Annotated in this window: 22 protein-coding genes; 12 read left to right on the plus strand and 10 right to left on the minus strand. The window is 65.8% G+C overall.

Annotated elements, in window-relative coordinates:
• Positions 1 to 45: 45 nt before the first annotated feature.
• A complete protein-coding gene (locus tag RT582_RS15655) occupies positions 46 to 585 on the minus strand; it encodes a sugar O-acetyltransferase (RefSeq protein WP_313478365.1) in 540 nt (179 codons plus the stop codon).
• A 323-nt stretch (positions 586 to 908) separates the two neighbouring features.
• Between RT582_RS15655 and RT582_RS15660 the strand changes: the two genes are divergently transcribed.
• Positions 909 to 1,700 carry an outer membrane protein OmpK gene (locus RT582_RS15660; RefSeq protein WP_125853086.1) on the plus strand — a complete coding sequence of 264 codons (792 nt, stop codon included), beginning with the start codon at positions 909 to 911 and terminating at the stop codon, positions 1,698 to 1,700.
• A gap of 95 nt (positions 1,701 to 1,795) precedes the next feature.
• Here RT582_RS15660 and RT582_RS15665 read toward each other — a convergent pair whose 3' ends face one another.
• The 8 genes from RT582_RS15665 to RT582_RS15700 all read right to left on the minus strand — a co-directional run bounded on the left by RT582_RS15665 (position 1,796) and on the right by RT582_RS15700 (position 10,326).
• A complete protein-coding gene (locus RT582_RS15665) occupies positions 1,796 to 2,743 on the minus strand; it encodes a PDR/VanB family oxidoreductase (protein WP_125853085.1) in 948 nt (315 codons plus the stop codon).
• A complete protein-coding gene (locus tag RT582_RS15670) occupies positions 2,740 to 4,176 on the minus strand; it encodes an amidohydrolase family protein (RefSeq protein ID WP_125853084.1) in 1,437 nt (478 codons plus the stop codon). The genes RT582_RS15665 and RT582_RS15670 overlap by 4 nt, the downstream gene beginning before the upstream one ends.
• A 222-nt stretch (positions 4,177 to 4,398) precedes the next feature.
• Positions 4,399 to 5,127: an ABC transporter permease gene (locus RT582_RS15675; RefSeq protein ID WP_313026581.1), complete on the minus strand. Its 729-nt coding sequence runs from the start codon at positions 5,125 to 5,127 to the stop codon at positions 4,399 to 4,401.
• Between the two features lie 85 nt (positions 5,128 to 5,212).
• On the minus strand, positions 5,213 to 6,052 hold the full coding sequence (locus tag RT582_RS15680; protein ID WP_125853083.1) for an ABC transporter ATP-binding protein: 840 nt from the start codon (positions 6,050 to 6,052) through the stop codon (positions 5,213 to 5,215).
• A complete protein-coding gene (locus RT582_RS15685; RefSeq protein ID WP_125853082.1) occupies positions 6,046 to 7,068 on the minus strand; it encodes an isopenicillin N synthase family dioxygenase in 1,023 nt (340 codons plus the stop codon). Before RT582_RS15685 ends, RT582_RS15680 begins: the two co-directional genes overlap by 7 nt.
• A 1-nt stretch (position 7,069) precedes the next feature.
• Positions 7,070 to 8,107 carry an ABC transporter substrate-binding protein gene (locus RT582_RS15690; RefSeq protein ID WP_125853081.1) on the minus strand — a complete coding sequence of 346 codons (1,038 nt, stop codon included), beginning with the start codon at positions 8,105 to 8,107 and terminating at the stop codon, positions 7,070 to 7,072.
• A 114-nt stretch (positions 8,108 to 8,221) separates the two neighbouring features.
• Positions 8,222 to 9,247 (minus strand): aromatic ring-hydroxylating dioxygenase subunit alpha, encoded by a 1,026-nt coding sequence (locus RT582_RS15695; RefSeq protein ID WP_095460503.1) that lies wholly within the window; start codon positions 9,245 to 9,247, stop codon positions 8,222 to 8,224.
• A 68-nt stretch (positions 9,248 to 9,315) separates the two neighbouring features.
• Entirely contained in the window at positions 9,316 to 10,326 is a 1,011-nt protein-coding gene (locus tag RT582_RS15700; RefSeq protein ID WP_260465184.1) for an ABC transporter substrate-binding protein, read from the minus strand.
• An 856-nt stretch (positions 10,327 to 11,182) separates the two neighbouring features.
• On the opposite strand from RT582_RS15700, the gene RT582_RS15705 reads away from it, so the two are divergent.
• From RT582_RS15705 to RT582_RS15755, 11 genes are all read left to right on the plus strand, one after another.
• The gene (locus RT582_RS15705) at positions 11,183 to 12,553 is read left to right on the plus strand and encodes a uracil-xanthine permease family protein (RefSeq protein WP_095460504.1); all 1,371 of its coding nucleotides are present in this window, start codon (positions 11,183 to 11,185) and stop codon (positions 12,551 to 12,553) included.
• A gap of 51 nt (positions 12,554 to 12,604) precedes the next feature.
• Positions 12,605 to 13,279, plus strand: a complete 675-nt coding sequence (locus RT582_RS15710) for a TetR/AcrR family transcriptional regulator (protein ID WP_125853080.1) — start codon at positions 12,605 to 12,607, stop codon at positions 13,277 to 13,279.
• A gap of 6 nt (positions 13,280 to 13,285) precedes the next feature.
• The gene (locus RT582_RS15715) at positions 13,286 to 14,254 is read left to right on the plus strand and encodes a LysR family transcriptional regulator (protein ID WP_125853079.1); all 969 of its coding nucleotides are present in this window, start codon (positions 13,286 to 13,288) and stop codon (positions 14,252 to 14,254) included.
• 55 nt (positions 14,255 to 14,309) lie between these two features.
• A complete protein-coding gene (gene rloA3 / locus RT582_RS15720) occupies positions 14,310 to 14,831 on the plus strand; it encodes a retropepsin-like aspartic peptidase RloA3 (protein ID WP_125853078.1) in 522 nt (173 codons plus the stop codon).
• 206 nt (positions 14,832 to 15,037) lie between these two features.
• A complete protein-coding gene (locus RT582_RS15725) occupies positions 15,038 to 15,490 on the plus strand; it encodes a DUF305 domain-containing protein (RefSeq protein WP_014821095.1) in 453 nt (150 codons plus the stop codon).
• Positions 15,491 to 15,802: 312 nt separating this feature from the next.
• Entirely contained in the window at positions 15,803 to 16,963 is a 1,161-nt protein-coding gene (locus tag RT582_RS15730) for an MFS transporter (RefSeq protein ID WP_313478373.1), read from the plus strand.
• 64 nt (positions 16,964 to 17,027) lie between these two features.
• Positions 17,028 to 19,016, plus strand: a complete 1,989-nt coding sequence (locus RT582_RS15735) for a TonB-dependent receptor domain-containing protein (RefSeq protein ID WP_313478375.1) — start codon at positions 17,028 to 17,030, stop codon at positions 19,014 to 19,016.
• Between the two features lie 54 nt (positions 19,017 to 19,070).
• On the plus strand, positions 19,071 to 20,105 hold the full coding sequence (locus RT582_RS15740) for a FecCD family ABC transporter permease (protein ID WP_313478376.1): 1,035 nt from the start codon (positions 19,071 to 19,073) through the stop codon (positions 20,103 to 20,105).
• A 2-nt stretch (positions 20,106 to 20,107) separates the two neighbouring features.
• Positions 20,108 to 21,154, plus strand: a complete 1,047-nt coding sequence (locus RT582_RS15745; protein WP_313478378.1) for a FecCD family ABC transporter permease — start codon at positions 20,108 to 20,110, stop codon at positions 21,152 to 21,154.
• Positions 21,154 to 21,987: an ABC transporter ATP-binding protein gene (locus RT582_RS15750; protein WP_179486039.1), complete on the plus strand. Its 834-nt coding sequence runs from the start codon at positions 21,154 to 21,156 to the stop codon at positions 21,985 to 21,987. The genes RT582_RS15745 and RT582_RS15750 overlap by 1 nt, the downstream gene beginning before the upstream one ends.
• Positions 21,984 to 22,928: an ABC transporter substrate-binding protein gene (locus tag RT582_RS15755; RefSeq protein WP_313478383.1), complete on the plus strand. Its 945-nt coding sequence runs from the start codon at positions 21,984 to 21,986 to the stop codon at positions 22,926 to 22,928. The genes RT582_RS15750 and RT582_RS15755 overlap by 4 nt, the downstream gene beginning before the upstream one ends.
• A gap of 12 nt (positions 22,929 to 22,940) precedes the next feature.
• Here RT582_RS15755 and RT582_RS15760 read toward each other — a convergent pair whose 3' ends face one another.
• On the minus strand, positions 22,941 to 23,876 hold the full coding sequence (locus tag RT582_RS15760) for a class I SAM-dependent methyltransferase (protein ID WP_313478385.1): 936 nt from the start codon (positions 23,874 to 23,876) through the stop codon (positions 22,941 to 22,943).
• Positions 23,877 to 23,883: the final 7 nt, after the last annotated feature.

The following is a 23,883-nucleotide window of genomic DNA, read 5'->3' on the forward strand; positions in this document are numbered from 1 at the left end:
CCAGTGCCGGCGGTTTCGTTTGCGCGAGCGGCTGAACGCGGATCTTCAGCGAGGCCGCGCGGGATTGCCCAATACCGTGGCCCCCGCCGTCACGTCGCGGGTCACCACGCTGCCGGCACCGATGATGGCGTCATCACCAACCGTCACGCCCGGCAGGATGATCGCGCCGCCGCCGATCCAGACATTCTTCCCGATCACCACCGCCTTGCCGCACTCCAGGCCAGCCCTGCGCTGTCGCGGATCGCGCGGATGGTCCGCGGTATAGATCTGTACGGCCGGGCCGATCTGGCACCCCGCACCGATGTGCACGCTACAGACATCCAGGATCACGCAGCCGAAATTGAGAAACACGCCCTCTTCCAGGTGGATGTTGTAGCCGTAGTCGCAGTGAAACGGCGAACGAACCTCCACGCCACGCCCCACCGTGCCCAACCCTTCGGCCAACAGGACGTCCCGCTCCGCACCCGCCGAACCGTTATAGCGCACCAGCCAAGCCCCGGCCTTTTCCCGCTCGCCGTTGAGTTCGGCATCGCCTGCCAGGTACGGCTGCCCGGTGAGCATCTTCTGTTTTTCACTCAGGTTCATGGCTGCCTCGTTTATACGTGCACCCTAGCTACGCCCCCGTGCGCAGCATTCGCGTTGCAACATGGAGCAAATGGCCATCGAGCACGCCCCAAACCGGAGCAACCTGACGCATCGGTCAGCTCGAGCCGGTACGGAATTCGTGTGTCAGCGCCTCCGCACTTTCCGCAGCGCAACGATCGATAAAAATAACTCCTTAAAAATCAAATACATAATCAATACACACAACAACCCTACGGGGTTGGCTCGCGCCTTGCTATGAGAGCGAAGCCTGACCGCTTGGACAACTAATACAAGCACTCACATCTGCAGCAAGGAGTACACACATGAAACGCAGCCTTACCACCGCAGCCCTCGCGGCCGGGTTGATCCTCAGTGGCGAAGCCATGGCCAGTCCGATGCTCTGGCAGAACAACAGCCTGACCTATCTCTACGGCAAGGACTTCAAGGTCGACGCCGGCGAAATCCAGCAGACCATCACCTTCGAACATGCCAGCGGCTGGACCTGGGGGGACATGTTCCTGTTCGTCGATAACAAGTGGTACAACGGCCTGTCCGGTAACGACGGCCACACCTACTACGGTGAGTTCAGCCCGCGCCTGTCCTTCGGCAAGATCACCGGCGCCGACCTTTCCTTCGGCCCGGTGAAGGACGTGCTGCTTTCGGCCACCTACGAGCGTGGCGAAGACCGCAACCGCAACTACCTGCTTGGGCCGGCCGTCGATCTGGACATGCCCGGCTTCGATCGCCTGGCCATCAACACCTACTACCGCAAGCCCGACGGCATCACCGGCAAGCCGGGCGGCCAGTGGCAGATCACCCCCACCTGGGCCATCACCATTCCGGTCGGCAAGTCCGACATCCTGTTCGACGGCTACATCGACTGGGTGGTCAATGACAAGGGCTCCAAGACCAAGGGTGACTTCATCGCCAAGAACCTGCACATCAACCCGCAGGTCAAGTACGACCTGGGCAAAGCCCTGGACTACACGCCGGGCAAACTCTACGTCGGTATCGAGTACGATTACTGGTCGAACAAATACGGCTTGGAAGACGGCTCGCTACCTTTCAAGACCGACCAGAACACCTTCAGCGCTATCGTGAAGGCGCACTTCTGAAACGACCTGCCGCCCGGCCTCGCCGGGCGGCAGCGTAGCGCTACAGGCTCCCATTTTTCCTGATGGTCGTTGTGCGACAACGACCGTCGGGTGTTTTAACAGTCCAGCACCAATCGTGCTCCGGCGCAGCCGGAAACGCAGGGCAGCATCCATTCGCCGGACGCCTGTTCGGCGGCCCCGAGATAAGCGTCACGATGCACTGGCTGCCCCTCGATAACCCGCGTCAGGCAGCAGCCACACATGCCCATGCCACAGGACAGCGGGATTTCCACCCCGGCGCGAGTAGCAGCGGCGGCCACCGACTCACCCGCGATCACCCGGACCTGCCGGCCGCTGGCGGCCAGCACCAGTTCGAAGCCCGTGGTGGTGACCGGCTCGGCCTGCGCCTGGAAATGCTCCTGATGCAGCGCCTTTTCCGGCCAGCCGGCAACCAAGGCGACTTCCCGTACCCGCTGCATAAAGCCGGCCGGACCGCAGCAATAGAGGCTGGCCCGTTCGCCGCGCATCGATAGCAGTTCGCCCAGCCGGTCATGCAGCGCTGCGCGTTCCAGTCCCACATGCAGGTACACATCCGCTTGCTCTTCCAGCTCGCGGCGAAAAGCCAGCCCCGCTCGTTCTCGGGCGAAATAGTGCAGCCCGACCGGCCTGGCATTCGCGCGACAGGCGCGATACATCGCCAGCAGCGGCGTGATGCCGATACCACCAGCGATCAGCAGCACCTCGCCCGACCCTTCATGCAGTTCGAACAGGTTGCGCGGCTCGTCGACACCGAGTATCTGCCCCAGGCGCAGGTCCTCATGGAGCCAGCGCGAGCCGCCGCGCGAGCCCGGCTCACGCTTGACGGCAAAATAGAGGTGACCATCGGCGGGCCGGCTGACCAGCGAATACTGGCGGACCAGCCCGTTCGGCAAGCGCAGGTCGACATGCGCGCCGGGTGCCCAGTCGAAGGGCAGTGGCACGCCATCCGCCGGCGCCAGTTCCACGCCGAGGACATCCCGCGCCTCTTCGCGCAAGGCGCACACCCGCATATCGAATCCGCTCATGCCGCAGCCTCCGCCCGCTGGATCAGGCGCGCCACGGCCTCGCGCGAGCGCCGACCCAGCTCGGCCATGTCCAGCCCCGGGATGCGATCATCCTCGACCACCCGACGCCCGCCCACCAGCAACGCCTGCAGGTATGCGCGGCCGCCGCTGGCGATCGGGCCGATGGCCGGATCGTGCAGGCCGAAGTAACGCGGATCGTCGAGCCGGTAGATCGCCAGGTCTGCGGCCTGGCCGACCTGCAGCGTACCGACCGCGTCCAGCCCCAGCACCCTGGCCCCGCCGGCAGTGCCCCAGCGCAGCACGTCTTCGATCCGGGCGGCATCCGCACCGCCTTCGAACGCACCGCCGTCGTAGCGCGGCTGTGCCCGTTCGCCCTTGCGCGCGCGCTGCAACAGCCAGGCGGCATGCGCTTCGGACTGCATGTCGGCAGCCTCGTTGGAGGCGGCGCCGTCGACACCGAGCGATACCGTCACGCCCGCCGCCTCAAGCGCCGGCAAGTCTGCGATGCCGCTGCCGAGCCGACCGTTGCTTTGGGGGCAACTGGCGATCCCGGTGCCGGTCTCGCCGAGCAGGCGAATCTCCTCGGGCAGCAGCTTGACCAGGTGGGCGAACCAGACGTCCGAGCCGACCCAGCCCTGCTCGGCGCAGAACTGCACGGGCGTCATGCCGAACCTGGCGCGTGCCGCGTCGAGGTAGTCGACGGTCTCGGAGAGATGGCTGTGCAGACGAATGCCGAGGCGCCGCGCGACATCCGCGCTTTCGCGTAGCTCTTCGGGCGAGGTGGAATGCAGCGCCGTGGTCGGCGCCATCACCACCCGCCGCCAGGCGTCACCGGCCGGATCGTGATAGTTCGCGACCAGGCGCTCGACATCGGCCAGATAGGCGTCGAAACGCTCCGGGCGCAGCGCCTGGGGCAACTCGGCCTCGAGCTGACGGGTCTGGGTGGCACCGCCGCGGCAGAGCACGAAGCGCACACCCAGTGCCTCGGCTTCTTCGAAGAGGATCGCCGCGCCATCGAACGGCATGTCGGGGTAGTAGAGGTAGTGATGATCGGCCACGGTGCCGCAACCCGAGCGCACCAGTTCGACCAGCCCAACCCGGGCCGCAAGACGGAAACTGTCCTCGTCGAAGGCGCCGCGAAAGCGATACGGGGTCGCCGCCAGCCAGGGCGTCAGCGTTTGATCGAGCCCCTGCGGCTCGCCCTTGAGCAACGACTGGAACAGGTGGTGGTGGGTGTTGACCCAGGCCGGATAGACCACGCAGTCGCGGGCGTCGATGAGTTGCTCGCCGGGCTCCGGCGTGAGCTGTCCGAGCGCGGCGATGCGCCCGTCGACGATGCGGATGTCCGGCCCGGCGTGACGCGCCTGGTCACCGCAAAGGCCGGTGAGGATGGCGGCCGCGTTGCGGATCAGCCAGTTGGTGTTGGTATGCATGGGGTTTCCTGTCGTTCGGTTTTAGTTCGCAGCCGAGACCGCGCCCACGGGGGCCGGGCTCGCGCGTTCGGCTGCGGGTCGCTTGGTGGGCTGAAGCCCACCCTACGGACTGAAGCCCACCCTACGGCCTGCATCGCCGCGAGGGCACGCCTCCCACAGCTCCGATGTGTTTCAGCCGCAGGGTGGAAAACCGCGCAGCGTTTTCCACCGCGAATCCCGGCTTCACCCCTGCTCGCTCTCGTGCCAATGCCCGAGGCTGAAGCGCGCCAGTGCTGCCATCAGGCTGAACAGCAGGACGCCGGTCAGCGCGATGAGAAAGAGCGCGGCGAACAGGCGTGGGATGTTGAGCTGGAAGCCGGCCTGGAGGATCTGGTAGGCCAGCCCCGCCCCGGTGCCGCCGGTACCGGCGACGAACTCGGCGACCACCGCGCCGATCAGCGCCAGACCGCTGGCGATGCGCAGACCGCCGAAGAAGTATGGCAACGCACTGGGTATGCGCAGGCGTACCAAAGTCTGCCAGCGGCTTGCGCGGTTGAGGCGGAACAGGTTGAGCAGCCCCGGATTGACGCTGCGCAAACCGAGCACGGTGTTGGAGATGATCGGGAAGATCGCCACCAGCGTCGCGCAGATGGTCAGTGCCAGCGTGGTGTTGCTGACCCAGATGATGATCAGCGGCGCCACGGCCACCACCGGCGTCACCTGCAGCAGGATGGCGTAGGGAAACAGGCTGGCCTCGATCACCCGGCTCTGCACGAACAGGAACGCGGCGATCACGCCCAGCACCACCGCCAGGGCGAATGAAAGGAAGGTGATTTTCAATGTCACCACCAACGCACCGAACAGCATCGGCCCGTCGCTCACCAGCGTCCGGCCGATATCCAACGGTGTCGGCACCAGATAGGTCGGCACTTTCAGCGCAACGCAGAGGAACTGCCAGAGACCTAGCAGCACCAGGCCGACCAACAACGGCGCGGCGATACGCTGCACACGCGGATCGGCCAGCAGGGGTTGGGAATGCTTGTCCATCATGATCACCTCAGTGGCCTGCATCGGCATTGGCTTCGGCGAGCAACCGCGACAGTTGCGCGCATTGTTCGATGAAGGCAGCGCTGGTGCGGAACGCCTCGTCGCGCACCTGCGGCCCCTCGATGGTCACGTCGGCCAGCACCCGGCCGGGCCGCGCGCCCATCACCACCACCCGCGAGGAAAGGAACACCGCCTCGTAGATGCTGTGGGTGACGAATACCACGGTCAGGTCACGGGCACGCCAGAGGTCGCGCAGATCGCTGTCCAGGCGGTTGCGGGTGAATTCGTCGAGCGCACCGAAGGGCTCATCCATCAGCAGCAGGTTCGGTTGCGTGGCCAGCGCACGGGCGATCGAGGCGCGCATCTGCATGCCACCGGACAACTCGCGCGGGTAGACGCCGCCGAACGAGCCCAGACCGACCAGATCCAGCGCCGCCTGCACCCGCGTGTTGCCCTCGGCCTTCGGCACGCCGGACAGATCCAGCGGCAGGCGGGCGTTGTCGGCGACCTTCGCCCAGGGCATCAGCGTCGCCTCCTGGAACACCATGGCCATGCGCTGGCCGGCCTCGGTCGCCTCGAGGTCGCCCTTGCCCCACCAGCGCACATGGCCGGCCGAGGGCGCTTCGAGCCCGGCGAACATTTTCAGCAAGGTGCTCTTGCCGCAGCCGGACGGGCCGAGCAGCGAAACGAACTCACCGCGACCAATGGCCAGTTTCAACCGCTGCAGGGCATGGGTGCCGTTGGGGTAGGTCTTCTCGACCTGGTTAGCCAGCAGTACCGGGATCGCCTCGTTGGCGGATGCGCCGGGAGCGGGACGGGCCGTGTCGACGGCTATCGAGTGCATCAGCATGGTTGCATGCTCCGGTTCGGTGTCTGTGCGGTCGAGGAATCGGCCGTCGAAGGGCCGATCTGCATGGATTGGTCGAGCTTGCCGCGGATATAGGCGCCCGCCTCCACGGGCACATAGCGTGGCGGGCACTCGGCGCCGCAGCAGCTTGGCAGGCAGGCCACCTCGGTGTCGGCCGCCGGGCCGGTGAAGGCCACCAGGGACAGGCGCCGGGTCGATCCGCTCCACTCGCGCGGCGGGTTGATCACCCGGTGCAGCGTCGAGCGCCAGCGGTCGTTGGTCCAGCGTGCCATCAGGTCGCCGACGTTGATCACGAAGGCACCTGGCGGCGCTGTAACGTCGCGCCAGCGGCCAGCGAGGTCGCACACCTGCAAGCCACCCGGCGCCTGATCCGGGCGCAGGATGGTCAGCCCGCCGTAGTCGTGATGCGCGCCGTAGCGCAGCTGGCCCTCGCGCGGCGCCTCGGGCTGATCGGGGTAGTTGACGAAGCGCAGCGTCAGCGACGGCTCGCGATAGCTGGCCTGGAAATGGTCTTCGGGGAGGTCCAGCGCCAGTGCCGAGAGTCGCATCAGCCGCTGGCACAGCGCGAACATCGCATCGAACCAGGCCTCGACGGTCGCCTTCAGCGCCGGCGGCTCGTCCGGCCAGATATTCGGCAGGCCCTGCCCGGCCCGCTCGCGCTGCAGCGAGGCGAACACCAACGCTTCGCACAGGTCGGGCGGCGTCTCGCCGCTGAGCGTAGCGGCCACGCTTTCGATGCCGAGCGGCAGATAGCCACGGCCCTTGGTCCGCTCCGGCGGCGTCCAGGCCAGCTTTTCGGCGTACGACCGGGCGAAGAAGCGCTCGGCCTCGGCGTACATGCGTTCGACCAGCGCGGCGTCGACGCCATGGTTGACGATGCTGGCGAACCCGCAGGTTTCGAAGGCGTCGCCGAACCGACGGGCCACCTCGCGCCGCGCCGGCTCGTCTCCCGCGAGGAAGGGGCCGAGATCGATGACCGGAATGCTGTCCAGGCTCATCTCATCGCTCCTGGGCGGCCACGGCCGCACCGGAACTGACGAATTCCAGCGTGTAGGCGCGGCGGTAGTCCAGGTCCGTGCGGTATACGCCGGCTGCGCTCATGGTTTCGAAGAAGCTTTCCCAGCGTGCATCGCTCATGGCACCCGGCCCTTGCACGGCGGCATCGCCGCTGTCGATCAGGCCGCGCTCGCGCATCTGCTTTATCTTGAAGTGGTACAGCGCCTCGCCATGCTCGGGGTTGGCGGCCAGGGTGGCCCGCATCGCCGGCTCGTAGTCCCCCGTCGCGCATTCGTTCCAACCCTGGCGGCTGGCCGCGACGAACCGGGCGACCACGTCGCGATGCGCGCCGATGTAGCTGTCGAGGGCGAAGACGGTGGTGGCGTAGTTGTCGTAGCCGTAGTCGGCCAACAGGATCGAAACCGGCGGCTCCTTGAGTTCCTTGCCGAGCAGGTGCGCGTCCTCGGTGATATAGCCCTGCTGCACCGCCCTGGGGTCGGCGAGGAAGGGCACCGAGGAATAGGCGTAGGGGCGCAACTGGCTGTCGCTGAAGCCGTAGCGCTGCTTGAGGAACTGCCAGAACTCGGTCTGCGAGAACTTGGCGACCATGATCGGCCGGCCCTTGAGGTCCTCCAGCGTTTCCACGCCCTGCCCGGCGTGGGCGACCAGGGTCTGCGGGTCCTTCTGCAGGAAGGCCGCAACGGTGCGCGCCGGGATGTCGCGCTGGACCATGTTCAGCGTGGTGAAGCTCGAACCCATGCCCAGCTGCAGATCACCGGCGGCGACCTGCAGCGGGATGTTGCGATCAGGCCCGCCCGGCACCAGTTCGACGTCGAGCCCGGCCTTCTGGTAAAGGCCGCTGGCCTGGGCCTGGTAAAAGCCGCACATCTCCGCCTGCGGCAGCCAGTTGAGGCCGAAGCGCAGGGATTCTGCGGCCTGTGCCGCCGGCACCAGCAGGCACAGCGGCGCGACGGCGAGCGCCAGCAGGCGACGCAGCGGGAAACGGGGCGAAGCGTGAAGCGTGGTATCGATGGCGTTCATGCACGGTCTCCAAGGCGGATTGCGCCGTCTGCCGCGCCCTCGCGGCGGATCGGCACCCGGCCCTGCCCATCTGTGCGGGCTTTATGCCGGGGCATTGCGGTCGAGCGTCAAGCGTCAGGCAGTCAGGAACACTTCGCTTTCGCCGTGCGCTTCGAGCAGCGCCAGCAGTTGCTTGCGGATCACCAGCCCCGGCTTGTCCGAGGGCATGTGCAGCTCGACGCGACGGCGGGTATCGATGCAGGCGTCGTAATCGGTCGCTTCGAGAATCTCCCGGTCCTCGGCAGTGATGGCCGCGTCCCAGTCGATCAGCTCCTGGGTCGAGCACTGCTCCTCGCTGTCGTTGCGGTACAGCCACTGCACCAGCATCAGCCGGCCGTCGTCGATCGGCGTCGCGCAGTTGTAGATGATGTGGTGGATACCGCTGTCCGGGTACATGCAGCCGAAGCGCCGCGAGAACGGCAGGTAGTAGCGGTTGACCAGGTGGCGGTTGGTGATCGGTGCGGTGCTGCCGGTGATGCGGAAGCTCGCCTCGGGGTTGCGGATCGGCACCAGCGTCTCGGCCTCGAAGCCGTAGTCGGTCTCGCGGAATTCGTAGCTCGACGGCTTGGGCTGGTCGAACAGGCCGAAGTTGGCCTTGTGCACGAAGGAAAAATGCGAGTTGTCGAAGGAATTCTCCATCACCCGCAGCGGGCTGGTCTTCCACTCCTCGTAGAACTGGAAAATGCGCCGGTAGCCGGGCGCGCCATCCTCGGGGAAGTCCGGGATCGGCTGCAGCGGGTCGTCCAGCGCAACCCACACATAGCCGTAGCGCTCCTGGCAGTGGAAGCTCTCGACCTTGGCGCCCGGAGGAATCATGCCCTCAGGGTTCTGCGGGATTTTCACGCAGGCGCCGCTGCAGTCGTACTCCCAACCGTGGTAGCCACAAGCAATGTTGCCGTCCTCGCTGATGAAGCCTTTCGACAGCTTGGCGGTACGGTGACAACAGCGGTCGCGCATGGCGACCGGTGTGCCGTCCGGCTTCTGCCAAAGCACCAGTGGCTCACCCAGCAGGGTAAAAGGCTGTGGTCCCTCGGCGAGCCGTGCGATGGGCATCAGGGCATACCAGAAACGGCGCAGTACGGGTTGTTGGGTAACCAGCATGTTGTTCTCCTCATCCTTTCTTTCGTCCACCCGCTGCGTAGGCAGCGGGCGTCGTCATTCGCATAGGGTTACGGCAGCACCTTGTCGGCGCTCTGGACGAAACGCAGGTCGTAGCCCTGCCTGAAGTCCACGGCCTCGCCGAGCAGGCCAGCCTCGACCATGTAGTCGCGGGTCTTCTGCCAGCGTGCGTCGGTCATCACGCCGATGCCGGCAGTGGCCGCGTCGCCACCAGTGACCAGCTGAAACGCCTTCATGCGCTCGATGCCCCAGGCGATCTGCGCGTCCTGCATGTTGGGGTTGTCCTGCTTGATCAGCGCATTGCCCGGCGCCGGGTCGGCCAGATAGCTCTTCCAGCCCTCCATGGTCGCGTCGTAGAAACGCTGCAGGACTTCGGGACGCGATTCGACGAGGTCGCGGCGGGTCACCAGGGTCGAGCCATAGGGTGGATAGCCGTGCTCGGCGAACAGGTAGAAGTTGGCCTCGACACCTTGCTGGCGGGCCTGGAACAGCTCGGAGCTGGCATAGGCCTGCTGCGCGGTATTGGGATCGGCGAAGAAGGGTTGCAGGTTGAAGGTGTAGGGCCGGGTCTGGCTGTCGGACAGCCCGTACCTGGCCTTGAGCCAGGGCCACCAGGAGGTCTGCCCGGAGGTGGCGACGAGGATGGTCTTGTCCTTCAGGCCGTCCAGGCCCTTGACGTCGGCATGGGTCAGCAAACCCTGCGGGTCGCCCTGGAAGCAGGCCCCGATGGCGACTACCGGCAGGCCCTGTTCCAGGCTTTTCAGCACCTGGAAGTCATAACCGACGATCACATCGGCCTTGCGCGCCACCAGAAGTTGCGTGCCGTTGACCTGCGGGCCGCCCATCTTCAGGGTCACGTCCAGCCCGTGCTTTTCGTAGATGCCCTCGGCCACCGCCTGGTAGAAGCCACCATGCTCGGCCTGGGCGTACCAGGAGGTGAGCAGCGTCAGCTTGTCGTTGGCCTGCGCCACCGCAGCCCCCAGCAGGGCGGTGGACCAGAGTGCGCAGCGGGCGAGTTTGCTCAGCACGGGCGCGACGCGTCCCGATTTCATCGTTTTCATCGACATTTCTCCACAAGCAAGGCACGGCAAAGCCACCGACCGCAGGGGCCGGTAGCTCGAGGAAGTTTTCGAACGAAGGGAAACAGCGCCGGAATTCTGCGTCCGGCCGGGAATGGGAATGAGCGATAACGCTTTGCGCATGGTGGTAGACCTCTCTCCTGTCCAGCCACGTTGGAGGCGAAAACAAGCACCCTGCAACCAGGGTGTGCGGCCATAAGGGCCGCAAGAGCAATGTCCCACGTCGTCGGAAACCGATCGGCGCTAACCGCTTCTACTCGATGGGTGACTTAGCACGAGCTGTGCCAGTTTTTTTTCGGGATCCGTGGCGCCGAACCGGCGAACCGTTGCCCGACGCTCTAGCTGACACATCGGACAGCTTTTTGCCGGCCCGCAGGCGCATCGAAGAATCCCGCAGCTCCTCGTTCCGCGCGACAAAAACGGGCAACCGCGAACAACCCGGACCATTTTGGTGCAACCAAGCACTTCGCTCGGATTCGTGCCGCCGGTTCAGCAGGCATCCGCAGTGCATGAAGGGAGGATCGCCAATCCCGCGCAAGCACCGCGTATCGCTGCCTCGCAGCCGGCCTCGGCGTTGCGCAAGCGGGCAAAATCTAAGCGACTGGTCAGCTTCTTGCAGGAGGCGAAAACAAGACAGGCGCTAAAGCCTGATGCCGATCAAATCCGTAGGAGCCTGGGGGATACCCAGTCCTTGCTGGCGATGCCGTTTAGCGCCGATCACCAGCACGCTGGCTCCTACAAGGCCGACAGAGGCCGACATGTCAGGAGGCCAAACGCCTGACCGACTGGTATCAGGCGACAAAGCCTGCATTTTTCCCGTTCGTTTGAGATTCCTGCCATGCACGAAAACGCCGACTCCGAGTTGATCTACGGCCTGGACGATCGTCCGACACCGACCGCCGCCGTGTTCGCCGCCCTGCAGCACATCCTCGCCAGCTTCGTCGGCATCATCACCCCGCCGCTGGTGATCGGCGCGGTGCTGGGCCTGGCCGAGCACCTGCCCTACCTGATCAGCATGGCGCTGATGGTTTCCGGCGTCGGCACCTTCATCCAGGCCCGCCGGCCGCTGGGCATCGGCGCCGGCATGATCTGCCTGCAGGGCACCAGCTTCGCCTTCCTTGGCGCCGTGCTCTCGGCCGGCCTGCTGGTCAAGAGTCGCGGCGGCAGCCCCGAGGACATCCTGGCGATGATCTTCGGCGTGTGCTTCTTCGGCGCCTTCGTGCAGATCGTGCTCAGCCGTTTCATCGGCCAGTTGCGCAAGGTCATCACGCCGCTGGTGACCGGCATCGTCATCACCCTGATCGGCGTCAGCCTGATCAAGGTCGGCATCACCGATATCGGCGGCGGCTTCAATGCCGAGGATTTCGGCGCACCGGGCAACCTCGCCCTCGGCGCGCTGGTGTTCCTGCTGATCCTGCTGCTCAACCGCTCGCAACAGCCCTGGGTACGGCTGTCGGCGATCATCGTCGGCCTGGCGGTGGGCAGCCTGGCGGCCTGGTTCAGCGGCAAGCTGGTCCCGCAGCCGCTGCCGGACCTGCCGCTGGTCAGCCTCCCGCAGCCCTTCAAGTACGGTTTCGCCTTCGACTGGACGGCCTTCGTGCCCGTGGCGCTGATCTACCTCATCAGCACCATCGAGACCGTCGGCGACCTGACCGCCAACTGCATGCTCTCGCGCAAGCCCATCGAAGGGCCGAGCTACGTGCAGCGGCTGCGTGGCGGCATTCTCGGCGATGGCGTCAGCTGCCTGATCGCCGCGACCTTCAATGCCTTTCCCAACACCACCTTCGCGCAGAACAACGGCGTGATCCAGATGACCGGCGTGGCCAGCCGCTACGTCGGCCTGTACATCGGCGCGATCCTGTTCGCCCTCGGGCTGTTCCCGCTGCTCGGCGCGATCCTGCAGCAGATTCCCAAGCCAGTGCTCGGCGGCGCCACCCTGATCATGTTTGGCAGCGTCGCCGCCGCCGGCATCCGCATGCTCGCGCAGGCGCAGCTGGATCGGCGCAACATGCTGATCATCGCCGCCTCGCTGGGTGTGGGCCTGGGTATCGCGGCGCAACCGGAACTGCTGCATCGAATGCCGCAACTCGTGCAGAATCTGTTCGACTCGGCCATTACCTGCGGCGGCCTGACGGCGATCCTGCTGGACCTGCTGCTGCCGCGCGAACGAGCCGAGCCCGCCATCGTCGCCAGCACGCACCAGGCCTGAGCCCAACTGCGGTGGCGCACCGACGTCACCGCGCTCTTCGGATAAGGGACTATGAACAAGAACGAAGCACCCCAGCCGCTGTACACCGCCACGGGCAAGCCCGCCGGCCGCATCCGCCAGAAGAACGAGGAAACCATCCTCGCCGCGGCGGCGGAGGAATTCGCCCGCTACGGCTTCAAGGGCACCAGCATGAACGCCATCGCCACCCGTGCCGGGTTGCCCAAGGCGAACGTGCACTATTACTTCAACAGCAAGCTGGGGCTATATGTCGAGGTCATGCGGCATATTCTCGAACTCTGGGATACCGCCTTCGACGATGTGACCGTCGACGATGACCCCGCCGTCGCTCTGGCCGAATACATCCGCATCAAGATGGAATTCTCGCGACGCCACCCGCAGGCCTCAAAGATTTTCGCCATGGAAGTCATCAGCGGCTGCGAGTGCCTCTCCGAGCACTTCAACCAGGACTACCGCAACTGGTTCCGCGGCCGCGCCGCAGTGTTCGACGCCTGGATCACCGCCGGCAAGATGGACCCGGTCGACCCCATGCACCTGATCTTCATGATCTGGAGCAGCACCCAACACTACGCCGACTTCTCCGATCAGATCCGCCGCATCAACGGCAAGCGCATGACCCGCGCCGATTTCGCCCACGCCAGCGACAACCTGATCGCCATCATCCTCAAGGGCTGCGGACTGACCCCACCTCCGCCCGCGGATCGCTGACCGACCGTGGCCCGCAAGCTGCGCATCCATTCCCCGGCCATCCATTACTTCGACATGGTGCGGCGCTGCCAGTCGATTCGCGAGGCGTCGCGCCGGCTCAACGTCGCCTCGTCGGCGGTGAACCGGCAGATTCTCAAGCTCGAAGACGAGATCGGCGCGCCCCTTTTCGAACGCCTGCCCGGCGGACTGCGGCTGACCGCCGCCGGCGAGATCTTCGCCCGCCATGTCATCGTCGTGCTGCAGGACGCCGAGCGTGTGCGCTCCGAACTGGACGCGTTGCAGGGCCTGCGCACCGGCCATGTGGAAATCGCCACGGTATCCGGCGTCACCACCGATCTTCTACCTGGCGTGCTGGAGCAGCTGCGCGAACGCTATCCGCGGGTTACCGTGGGCGTCACCAGCCTTGGCTCGCAGGCGATTCCCGAGGCTGTCATCAGCGGCCAGGCGGACATCGGCCTGGCCTTTGCCCTGCCGCGTACTGCTGACTTGCAGCAGCTGGGCGTCGGCCACTTCCGTCTCGGCGCAATCGTTCCCCCCTCGCATCCGCTGGCCGAACGCGCCGAGGTGAGCTTCGCCACCTGCGCCGAATACCCGCTGATCCTGGCCAAGAGCGATCTGTCCATCCATCACCTGCTGGCGCCGCTGCTGGCGCGCACCCGCCCGCGACACAAGGCGCCGCTGGAAACCAGCTCCGTGGAGCTGGCCCTGCAGATGGCCAAGCGCGGTGCCGGGGTCGCCTTCCAGACACGCATCGGCATCGAAGCCGAGCTGGCCGGCGGGACGCTCGTGCACGTACCGCTGAACGATGGCGGCGCGGTGTTCAGCGACCTCGGCGTGTACGTGCGCAGCTCGCGCTACCTGCCGGTCGCGGTGGACGCCTTCGTTCGTGCACTGAGCGAACAGATCGGCGAACGCGAAGCGGCTCAAGGTAGTCGATCGCCGACCGGTCGCAGCGGCGAATCCACGGTGCGCTGAACGTCCGCGGCAGATTTCGCTCTATTGAGCGAAGCCACTACCCCCGGAGTTGCCATTGAAATCGTCACGACTACTGGCCATACCCGTCGCTGTGCTGCTGTCCCTGCATACCCTCCCTTCCCTCGCCGCCGACGGCACACCGCTCGGCTGGGTGGAGCGTGGCAAGGTGCTTCCCGAGGAAGTCACTGTGAAGTTCAAGCTCGACACTGGCGCGCTGACTTCGTCGATGCATGCCGAAGACATCGAGTATTTCGAGCGGGACGGTGACGAGTGGGTCCGCTTCGATCTGGACCTTGAGGACATCGAACGGGACAAGCTGGTCAAATCGCGCATCGAGCGCAAACTGCATCGCGAACTGACGGTCCGCGGCGCCGGCGGCAAGGAGGATCGTCCGGTGGTGCTGATGAAGGTGTGCATCGGCGATCGCCTCCTCGAGGAGCAGTTCTCGCTCAGGGATCGCGATGAAATGCACTACCCCGTACTGCTTGGCCGCCGCACCCTGGAGAAGCTCGGCCCGGTCGACTCGGCGCGCACGTTCACCATCGAGCCCAGCTGCGAAGAGCTGGCCACTCGCTGAGCCGCGGCGCCTCGCAGGTCCGTAACGGCGAGTAGGTCCGGCTGCGCATTGCGCTGCGGTCAGCCCTGCGAGGCCATCGCAGTCGGCCAGTGCGTGCCGCTGGCGTGGCCGAGAAACGTGAACGGCACCGACCGAGGGCTGTCGAGATGACCGAATGGGCTGGCGATTTGCCGCCCCACCAGTCATAGCGAGAGGAGAGCACGCCTATGCAGCCCTACGTCAAATTCGGCGCAATGATTGCCACCTCGACGCTGGTCATGTTCGGCCTGATGTACCTGAACGTGTTCCAGACCGACCACATCCTGTTCAGCGAAACCCGCGCCTACATGGCGCTGATCATGGGCGCGGCCATGGCGATCGTCATGCTGGCATTCATGCTGAAGATGTATCCGCGGCGTGGGGTGAACATCGCCATTTTCGCCGGCAGCGCGCTGGTGTTCGTAGTGTCCTTGTGGCTGGTGCGCAGCCAGGCGACGGTGGACCAGGTGTCGTGGATGAAGGCGATGATTCCGCACCACTCCATCGCCATCCTCACCAGCGAGCGGGCGGATATCCAGGACCCGAGGGTGCGCGAGCTGGCGGACAGCATCATCGAGGCGCAACGCCGTGAGATCGACGAGATGAAGGCGCTGATCAAGGACCTCGAGGCACGCGACTGAACCAGGGCAGGTCGTACAGCACGGATCGCTGGCGCCGCCTGCTCAGGCGGCGCAGCCGACCTCCGATATAGGTTCATCTCGAGAGTTTTCGCGCGAGTTACGGTATCGAATGCCATGCGCCATCCCCGCTATTCCGCCCACAGGCCGCCTCCATCCGGCTCATCCTCCACAAATCACAACCAAACAATAACGATTTTCATTTGAATTAGCGTTTATAGCTGCATAAGATGCACCGCCTCACCCAGCGGCGTTATGTACATGGATGCAGATCGACAAACGAAAACGGCTGTTCAGCTGGCCACACTGATTAGCATGCTATCGATCGGCAGCCTGATGATGATCATGCCGCTCGGCCCGGATTTCGTCCGCGAACTGGACATGCCCGCCGACCGCATTGGGTATCTGGCTGGCGCCGCGACCTTGGCAGCGGCCCTCGGCTCGGCGCTCAGTGCTGCCTGGCTGCACCGCTTCGAGCGCAAGCCGGTGCTGCTCACCCTGCTCGTCCTGCGCTTCGCGCTGCTCGGTGCCTGCGCAGGTGCCTCCGACGCGCACCAGTTGACCTGGCTCTTCGTGCTCAGTGCATTCATCGCCGGCCCCCTGGGCGCGGTGCTGATGGCGAGCCTGCTCGATCTGATCCCGCCAGCCGAACGGGGCCGGCAGCTCGCCCGCCTAGCGATGGGTTTCTCCCTCGCCGCCATCGTCGTCACGCCTCTGGCGCTGGAACTCGCGCGCTGGCTGGGCTGGCGCGCGCCGATGCTGGGCATTGCCGCGGTTGGCCTGGCGCTCGCGTTTGGCTGCCACATCCTCTTCCCCAATCCGCAACCACACCCACGCCCGCCAGGAGCGCTGCGCCCGCTGTTGCGCTCACCGCTGTGCCTGGGGGCACTGGCGCTTGTCGCATTGCAGATGTTCAGCCACTTCCTGCTGGTGCCGCACTTTTCCGCATTCTTCCAGTTCAATCTCGGCTTCGCCCGCGAACACATCGGCGTGCTCTACCTGTGCGGTGGGCTGGCCAGCCTGGCCGCCGTGCGTCTGGGCGGCAGCTGGATCGATCGCGGCCACGCCCGCCGGCTGGTCCTGAGCAGCAGCGGCCTGCTGGCACTGATCACGCTGCTCGGCTTCGCCCTGCTGGTTCCACTGCCGCTGTTGCTGGTGTTCAGCCTGTTCATGGCACTCAGCACATTGCGCACCAGCAGCACCACGACGGTCGCCGCGAGCATTCCGGCGCCCCATCAACGCGCCGCGTTCATGGCGCTGCACGGGTCCGTCAGCAACGTTGCCGCCGGCCTCGGCAGCCTGGCCTCCGCCGCCTACCTGGGTACGGCTGCCGATGGCGAGCTGACGGGTTTCGAACACCTCGCAGGTTTCCACGTGGTCCTCACCCTGACCGCAGGTGCAGCGCTGCTGTTACTGCTCGCTGCCCTGCGACGCCATGGACACCTGCCAACACCTACAACCACAAGCAGGGCCTGAACCTGCAGCCGCACGCCTGATGAGACTTACATCCCGCATCGATCAAACCGCAATGGAGCCTGCAATGCCTTCTGTAAGAACCATCAGTCGTCCCCGCCACCTGCCGCTCACGCTGCTCGGCGCACTCGTTCCGATGCTCGCCATCGCCAGCGAGCCGGTCACGCTGCAGAACGAAGTCATCACCGCCACCCAGACCGCCCACAGCGAACTCAGCGCGCCGGCGAGCGTGTCGGTGGTCACCCGTGACGACCTCGGCAAGCTGCCGGTATACAACCTCGCCGATGCAGTGAAATACCTGCCGGGGGTGTACATCAGCCCGTCGTCGACCTACGGCCGCAAGGAAATCAGACTGCGCGGGATGGATTCGGACTACACCCTGCTGTTGGTCAACGGCCGCCGCATCAACTCGCGTGAAGCCCTGGTCTCCAACTACGCCAACGACTTCGATCTGTCCTCGATCCCGATGGCCGCCATCGAGCGCATCGAGGTGATCCGCGGGCCGATGTCCTCGTTGTACGGCGCCGATGCCATCGGTGGCGTGGTCAACGTCATCCTGCGTAAACCGACCGCCGACACCAGGGCCGGCATCGCCTACGGCTACGAGCACCCGACCGAGGGTGATTCCGGTGACAGCCACAAGACCAGCGGCTACATCAGCGGTGCGCTGATCGAGGACAAGCTGCTCGGCAACCTGATCGTCGAGGGCACCGACCAGGCTGCCTGGGGTTCGGACCAGACTACGTCGCCCCTGATCGATGCCGCCGAAAAACGCCAGAATGCCAGCGCCTACGGCAGCCTGAGCTGGCTGCTAGACGAGCGCCAGAGCATCGACCTCGACCTGAGCTATCGTGAGGACGACCGCAAGGGCACCTGGAGCAACTCGGGCTTCGCCTTTCCGACCAACGTTCAGGAAATGGAACGCAGCGCCTTCGGCCTGACCCACAACGGCAGCTGGGACGGCTTCAACTCGCGGGTCCGCTACTACTACGAAGACGTCGACCTGATGGACGACTCCGAGGTCATGACCGACCTGCGCGGCGGCCGCTTCAGCAACGTCAACCAGACCAACCATACGGTCGACGGCCAGGTGACCGCGTTCCTCGGCAACCACCTGCTGACCCTGGGCAGCGAACTGCGCCGCACCGAACTCAGCCACAGCAACAACCTCGGTTCGGAGATAGAGATCGATCAGCAGGCGCTCTACCTGCAGGACGAGTTCTCCCTGGGACAGCTGGATATCACCCTCGGCGCCCGCTGGGATGATCACGAAAGCTACGGCAGCGAATTCAGCCCGCGCGCCTACGGCGTGTACAACATGAGCGACAGCTGGGTGATCAAGGGCGGCGTGGGCAAGTCGTTCAAGGCGCCGAGCATTGCCCAATCCGATCCCACCTACGTGGAAATCGCCTGCCGTGGCTACTGCGTGACGGTCGGCAACGAGGATCTCAAGCCGGAAACCGCCACCAGCTACGAGCTCGGTACCTTCTACCAGAACGACCGCCTGCAGGCCGGCATCATGTTCTTCCAGACCGACATCGAAGACATGATCAGCACCGAAACGACGCGGCTGATTCGGGTGAACGGCCAGATCGTCGCCGCCGACCCGGTGCTGACCACCTACAACCAGCCCCATGTGCGGATCAAGGGTTACGAGCTGCAGGGCAACTACCTGCTGAGCGACCGCATCGGCCTGCGCGCGAACTACACCTACTCCGACGCCAGGGATCGCGACACCGACGAGCCGATCCGCAACTCGCCGCAGCATATCGCCAACCTGGGTGCCGACTGGCAGGCGCTGCCAAAGCTCGGCCTGAACCTGGATTACCAGTACACCGGCAGCCAGTACCTGTACGACGTGGCGCGCTCCGGGGCGTTCGAGACCGGCGCCTTCCACACCCTGAGCCTCGGTGCCCGCTACCAGGCCACCAAGCAGCTGACACTCAACGGCGGGCTCAACAACCTGACCAACGAGAAGCGCGACGAGGTGGCTCAGGCCGTCGACAACATCCTCATGGGTCGCACGCTTTTCGTCGGTTTCGCCTACGACATCTGACGCCCCGCCCGGCGGCGCGAGCCGCCGGGTTCACCTGGAGACGCGAAGCGAACCATGCCGACTGATCCAACGATGCCAGCGTTGCAGAAGGCCACGCTGATTGCCGGCAGTGGCCTTCTGCTCGTGCTGCTGACGCTGTCCCTGGCCACTGGTGCCGGCGTGTATGGTGCCGACGCCGTCTTCGGCTATCTGCTCGGCCAGCCCGACTATCTGGCCGACGACAAGCTGGCCATGGTCGTCGATACCCTGCGGCTGCCGCGCACCCTCGCCGCGCTGGTGGTGGGCGCCAGCCTCGCAATCGCCGCCTCGCTGCTGCAGAGCGCGACACGCAATCCGCTGGCCGAACCCGGCCTGCTCGGTGTCAATGCCGGCGCGGTGCTCGGGCTGGTGATCGGCCTGATCTATTTCGGCGTCGAGTCGACCCGGGGCTACCTGCTCTGGTCCGGCGCCGGCGCCCTGCTGGGCAATCTGCTGGTGCTGGGCGTCGGCCTGATGCTGGGTCAGGCCAGCCCGCTGAAGCTGATTCTTGCCGGGGTGGCGCTTGGCGCGATCTTCGGCGGTCTGGCGAATTTCCTGCTGCTCTCCACGCGGGTGGCGCTGGAGCAGTTCCGCTTTTGGAACCTCGGCTCGCTGTCGGCCTCCAGCCTCGATGCGGTCGAGACGGTCAGCCCGCTGGCCGTGCTCGGACTGGTGCTGGCGACGCTGCTCTGCCGTCAGCTGACTCTGATGCAGATGGGCGATAGCCAGGCCCGTGCGCTGGGCATCCATACCGGTTGGGTGCGCCTCGGCGTGCTGGCGGCATCCACCCTGCTCACCGCCTGCGCCATCTCGCTGGCCGGGCCGATCGGCTTTCTCGGTTTTCTCGCCGCCTATTGTGCGCGCCGCATCGAGCCGGTGGCACTGCTGCGGCAACTGCTGTTTTCCACGCTGTTCGGCATGCTCTTCCTGCTCGCCGCCGACGTGCTCTCGCGCTGGCTGCTGCAGCCTTACGAACTGCCGGTCGGCACCCTGCTGGCCGCGCTCGGCGCGCCGGCGCTGATCGCCATCGTGCTGCGCGGCGGCTTTCGTTCCCTGTTGACGGTGAGGTAGCCATGACCTCCATCCCCACACCTTCCGGCGTCTGGACACTGCGCCTCGGTGGCATCAGCCTGCTGCTGCATCGGCGCAGTTGGTTGATGTTCACCCTGCTCGTGCTGGTGCTGCTGGGCTTGACCGTCCTGGCGACCAGCCTCGGCAGCGGCCATCTCGGCGTGCGCGACGTCATCGCCACCCTCACCGGAAATGGCAGCAGGCTGCAGGAAATCATGGTCTTCAAGATTCGCCTGCCGCGGGTCGCCGCCGCGATCATCGCCGGGCTGGCCATGGGCATGGCCGGCTGCCTGATCCAGACCCTGGTACGCAACCGCCTGGCGACACCGGACATGATCGGTGTGAACGAGGGCGCCTCTCTGGCTGTGGTCGTCTTCGCCCTCTACCTGACCCTCGGCAACTGGCCATGGTGCTCGTCGCCACTCGGAGCCGCGCTGGCGGCCGCCGCATTGTTCGCCCTGTGCCGACGCCCCGGCGAGCAGGGCTACCTGTTCATCGTCATCGGCATTGCGCTGTCGGAACTGCTCGGCGCCCTCGGCGAATTCGCCATGTCGACGCAACCCCTCGCTCACTTGGGCAGCATCTACCTGTGGACCATGGGCCACTTCGCCGGTGTCAGCTATCAGACGGTCAAGCCCGTCGCAATGCTGCTGTTGCTGCTCTGCCCGCTGATGGCGCTGGTCAATCGGCCGCTGGCGCTGCTGCGCTTCGGCGACGCCACGGCGCAGAACCTCGGGGTGAAGGTGCCGCTGGTCCAGCTCGGCGTGCTCGCCCTGGCAATCGTGGTGGCCGCGCTGGGTACGGCGATCGGCGGGCCGGTGGTGTTCATCGCCATGGCCGCACCGATCCTCGCCTCCTGGCTGGCCCGCAACAGCCTCGCCCCGCTGTGGCTATCGGCGCTGTGCGGCGCGGTATTGCTGCTCGGCAGCGACACCCTGGTGCGGGTGCTCGCCCAGCCCGAGGAAATCCCCACCGGCATCATGACGCGGCTGCTCGGCGGCATCCTGCTGCTCGGCCTGCTGCTCAAGGACAGACGAGGAGCTGACTGATGACTGCCCTGCGCGCGGAAAACCTGCACTTCGCCTATCAGGACAAGGTCGTGCTCGACGACGTCTCCTTCAGCCTGCCCCGAGGCAAGCTGATCGGCATCGTCGGCCCCAATGGCAGCGGCAAATCCACGCTGCTCAAACTGCTCGCCCGCCAGCTGCCGCTGCAACGCGGCACCGTGGAGATCCACGGCAAGCCGCTGGCGGGCTACTCGCTCAAGGCGCTGGCGCGAGAGCTGGCCTTTCTGCCGCAACGGCCGATGCTGGCCGAAGGCATCCGCGTGGAACAGCTGGTGCAGTACGGCCGCCATCCGCATCAGGGCTGGTTCAACCAGTGGAGCGCGGAAGACGCCCGCCAGGTTGCACGCGCCCGCGAGGTGATGCAGCTCAATGCGATCTGGCAACGCAGCGCCGCCTCGCTCTCGGGTGGCCAGGCGCAACGGGCCTGGCTCGGCATGATCCTGGCGCAGAACACCGACCTGATCCTGCTCGACGAACCCACCAGCGCGCTGGACATCGGCCACCAGGCCGAGGTGATGGAAGCCGTGCACCAGATCGCCGCGGCCGGGCGCACGGTGCTGATCGTGATCCATGACCTCGGCGTGGCCGCCCGTTACTGCGATGAGCTGATCGCCCTGGCCGACGGCCGGGTGCAGGCCATCGGCCCGGCGCGGCAGGTGATGACCAAGGCCCTGATCGACCGCCTTTACGACACCGACGTCGACATCCTGCCGGCCCCCGGCGACGGCGCGCCGGTGATCGTGCCGCGCCGCCGTACCCGTGCCCTCCAGCAACTCACTCTCCGAGAACACCCCGAAACGGAAGGTATGCAATGACCCTCAAGACCCCACGTCACCTGGCCGCCGCCCTGCTGGCCAGCCTGCTCGCCCTGCCCGCCCTGGCCGATACGCGCCAGGTGAGCGATGCCATGGGCAACACCGTCACCGTGCCGGAAGCGCCGAAGCGGGTGATCACCCTCAGCGAAATCGATCTGGATACCGCACTCGCACTTGGCGTCACCCCGGTCGGCACCATCAACGGCCGCGGCCAGGCCGCACCGCCGCGCTACCTCGAAGGCAAGCTGACGGCCGACGTCCCGGTGGTCGGTGATCTGGACAATCCGAATCTGGAAACCCTGCTCGAACTGGAGCCCGATCTGATCCTCACCGGCCCGGTAAAGCCGGAGCAGCTGGCGATCCTCAACGAGATCGCACCGACCGTGATCACCTACAGTTGGGGTCGCCCTTGGCAGGAAACCATGCAGCGCACCGCACAGATCCTGAACAAGAACGCCGAAGCCAACGCCGTGCTGGACCGCTACCGCGCGCGCGTCGAACAGGCGCGTGAGCGGCTGAGCACGCATCAGGGCGAAACCCTCAGCATCGTGCGCTGGAATCCCAAGGGCCCCTCGTACATGTTCAAGGACGCCTTCGCCAGCACGGTCATCAAAGACATTGGCCTCACCCGCCCTGCCCACCAGCAGGATCCCGGCTACACCCACTCGATGGCACTGAGCCTGGAGTCACTGCAACTGCTGGATGCCGACTGGCTGGTGATCGGCACCCTGGCTACCAGCGGCGAGGCGGTCGAGGCCATGCGTCAGGCCGAACAGACCCCGGCGTTCCGCCAGCTCTCGGCGCTGCAGGCCAAGCGTTCTGGCGCCGTCGATGGCTCGCTGTGGACCTCCACCGGCGGTCCGCTGGCGGCGCTGCAGGTGATCGAGGACGTCGAGCATCTGCTCGGCAAGGCCGATGCAGAGCCGGTCACAAGGGACTGACCCGTCCCCGCGTCAGGCCAAAAACAGCAGCGCCTTGAGACCGCTTTCGGGGCTGATGTCGGGAAACTCCGGCGGGTTCTCCAGGCGCTGCTCGAAGCGCAGCTGCGGCGCCTCGGCAGCCATGCCCTGGATCAGGAAGTCCGCGCCGATATCCGGGTCATTCACGCAGGCCAGCACCTGGCCGCCGCCGTTCAGCAATTCCGGCAGCTTGCGCAGGATCTTCTGGTAATCGCGGGTCAGGGCGAAGCTGCCCTTCTGGAAGGATGGCGGGTCGATGATGATCAGGTCGTAAGGTCCGAGCTTGCGCACCTTGCCCCATGACTTGAACAGTTCGTGGCCGAGAAAGCTCACCCGTCCGAGCTCATGGCCATTGAGGCGGTGGTTCTCCCGCCCACGGGTCAGCGCCGCGCTGGCCATGTCCAGATTCACCACATGCTCGGCGCCGCCGGCGATCGCCGCGACGGAAAAGCCGCAGGTGTAGGCGAACAGGTTGAGCACCCGCTTGCCCTGCGCATTTTCCTGCACCCAACGGCGGCCATAACGCATGTCGAGAAACAGGCCGTTGTTCTGCTTGCGCCCGAGATCGAGCTTGTAGCGCAGACCGTTCTCGCTGATCAGCCACTCGGCGGGCACATCGCCCAGCAACGCCTCGGTCGGTGCATCCGGCAGATAGCGATGCTGCAGCAGCAAGCGCTGTGCCTGGCTCTGCTTCCAGGCCGGGGCTTCCGTCAGCGCCATGAGCATCTGCTCTAGCGCCGCCCGCTCCGCCTCGCCCGGATCACGGAACAGCGCCACCAGCACCACGCCCTGTAGCCAGTCGACGGTCAGCTGTTCGAGCCCCGGATAGCAGCGGCCGCGACCATGGAACAGCCGTCGCGTCTCGTCGGGCACGTTGGCCAACGCGTCGAGCAGGTGATTTTGCAGGGTGGTGAGGTGTTCGGGTGTCATGGGCGGG

It is taken from the genome of Stutzerimonas kunmingensis, assembly GCF_032106285.1.
Taxonomy (GTDB): domain Bacteria; phylum Pseudomonadota; class Gammaproteobacteria; order Pseudomonadales; family Pseudomonadaceae; genus Stutzerimonas; species Stutzerimonas kunmingensis_B.

Bases quoted from the DNA above. Each gene is read 5' to 3' on its own strand.
- RT582_RS15730 (WP_313478373.1), top strand. From the start codon at position 15,803: ATGCTATCGATCGGCAGCCTGATGATGATCATGCCGCTCGGCCCGGAT.
- RT582_RS15760 (WP_313478385.1), bottom strand. From the start codon at position 23,876: ATGACACCCGAACACCTCACCACCCTGCAAAATCACCTGCTCGACGCG.
- RT582_RS15740 (WP_313478376.1), top strand. From the start codon at position 19,071: ATGCCGACTGATCCAACGATGCCAGCGTTGCAGAAGGCCACGCTGATT.
- RT582_RS15665 (WP_125853085.1), bottom strand. From the start codon at position 2,743: ATGAGCGGATTCGATATGCGGGTGTGCGCCTTGCGCGAAGAGGCGCGG.
- RT582_RS15705 (WP_095460504.1), top strand. From the start codon at position 11,183: ATGCACGAAAACGCCGACTCCGAGTTGATCTACGGCCTGGACGATCGT.
- RT582_RS15710 (WP_125853080.1), top strand. From the start codon at position 12,605: ATGAACAAGAACGAAGCACCCCAGCCGCTGTACACCGCCACGGGCAAG.
- RT582_RS15745 (WP_313478378.1), top strand. From the start codon at position 20,108: ATGACCTCCATCCCCACACCTTCCGGCGTCTGGACACTGCGCCTCGGT.
- RT582_RS15660 (WP_125853086.1), top strand. From the start codon at position 909: ATGAAACGCAGCCTTACCACCGCAGCCCTCGCGGCCGGGTTGATCCTC.
- RT582_RS15735 (WP_313478375.1), top strand. From the start codon at position 17,028: ATGCCTTCTGTAAGAACCATCAGTCGTCCCCGCCACCTGCCGCTCACG.
- RT582_RS15755 (WP_313478383.1), top strand. From the start codon at position 21,984: ATGACCCTCAAGACCCCACGTCACCTGGCCGCCGCCCTGCTGGCCAGC.
- RT582_RS15695 (WP_095460503.1), bottom strand. From the start codon at position 9,247: ATGCTGGTTACCCAACAACCCGTACTGCGCCGTTTCTGGTATGCCCTG.
- RT582_RS15725 (WP_014821095.1), top strand. From the start codon at position 15,038: ATGCAGCCCTACGTCAAATTCGGCGCAATGATTGCCACCTCGACGCTG.
- RT582_RS15670 (WP_125853084.1), bottom strand. From the start codon at position 4,176: ATGCATACCAACACCAACTGGCTGATCCGCAACGCGGCCGCCATCCTC.
- RT582_RS15750 (WP_179486039.1), top strand. From the start codon at position 21,154: ATGACTGCCCTGCGCGCGGAAAACCTGCACTTCGCCTATCAGGACAAG.
- RT582_RS15655 (WP_313478365.1), bottom strand. From the start codon at position 585: ATGAACCTGAGTGAAAAACAGAAGATGCTCACCGGGCAGCCGTACCTG.
- RT582_RS15685 (WP_125853082.1), bottom strand. From the start codon at position 7,068: ATGAGCCTGGACAGCATTCCGGTCATCGATCTCGGCCCCTTCCTCGCG.
- RT582_RS15700 (WP_260465184.1), bottom strand. From the start codon at position 10,326: ATGAAAACGATGAAATCGGGACGCGTCGCGCCCGTGCTGAGCAAACTC.
- RT582_RS15690 (WP_125853081.1), bottom strand. From the start codon at position 8,107: ATGAACGCCATCGATACCACGCTTCACGCTTCGCCCCGTTTCCCGCTG.
- RT582_RS15680 (WP_125853083.1), bottom strand. From the start codon at position 6,052: ATGCTGATGCACTCGATAGCCGTCGACACGGCCCGTCCCGCTCCCGGC.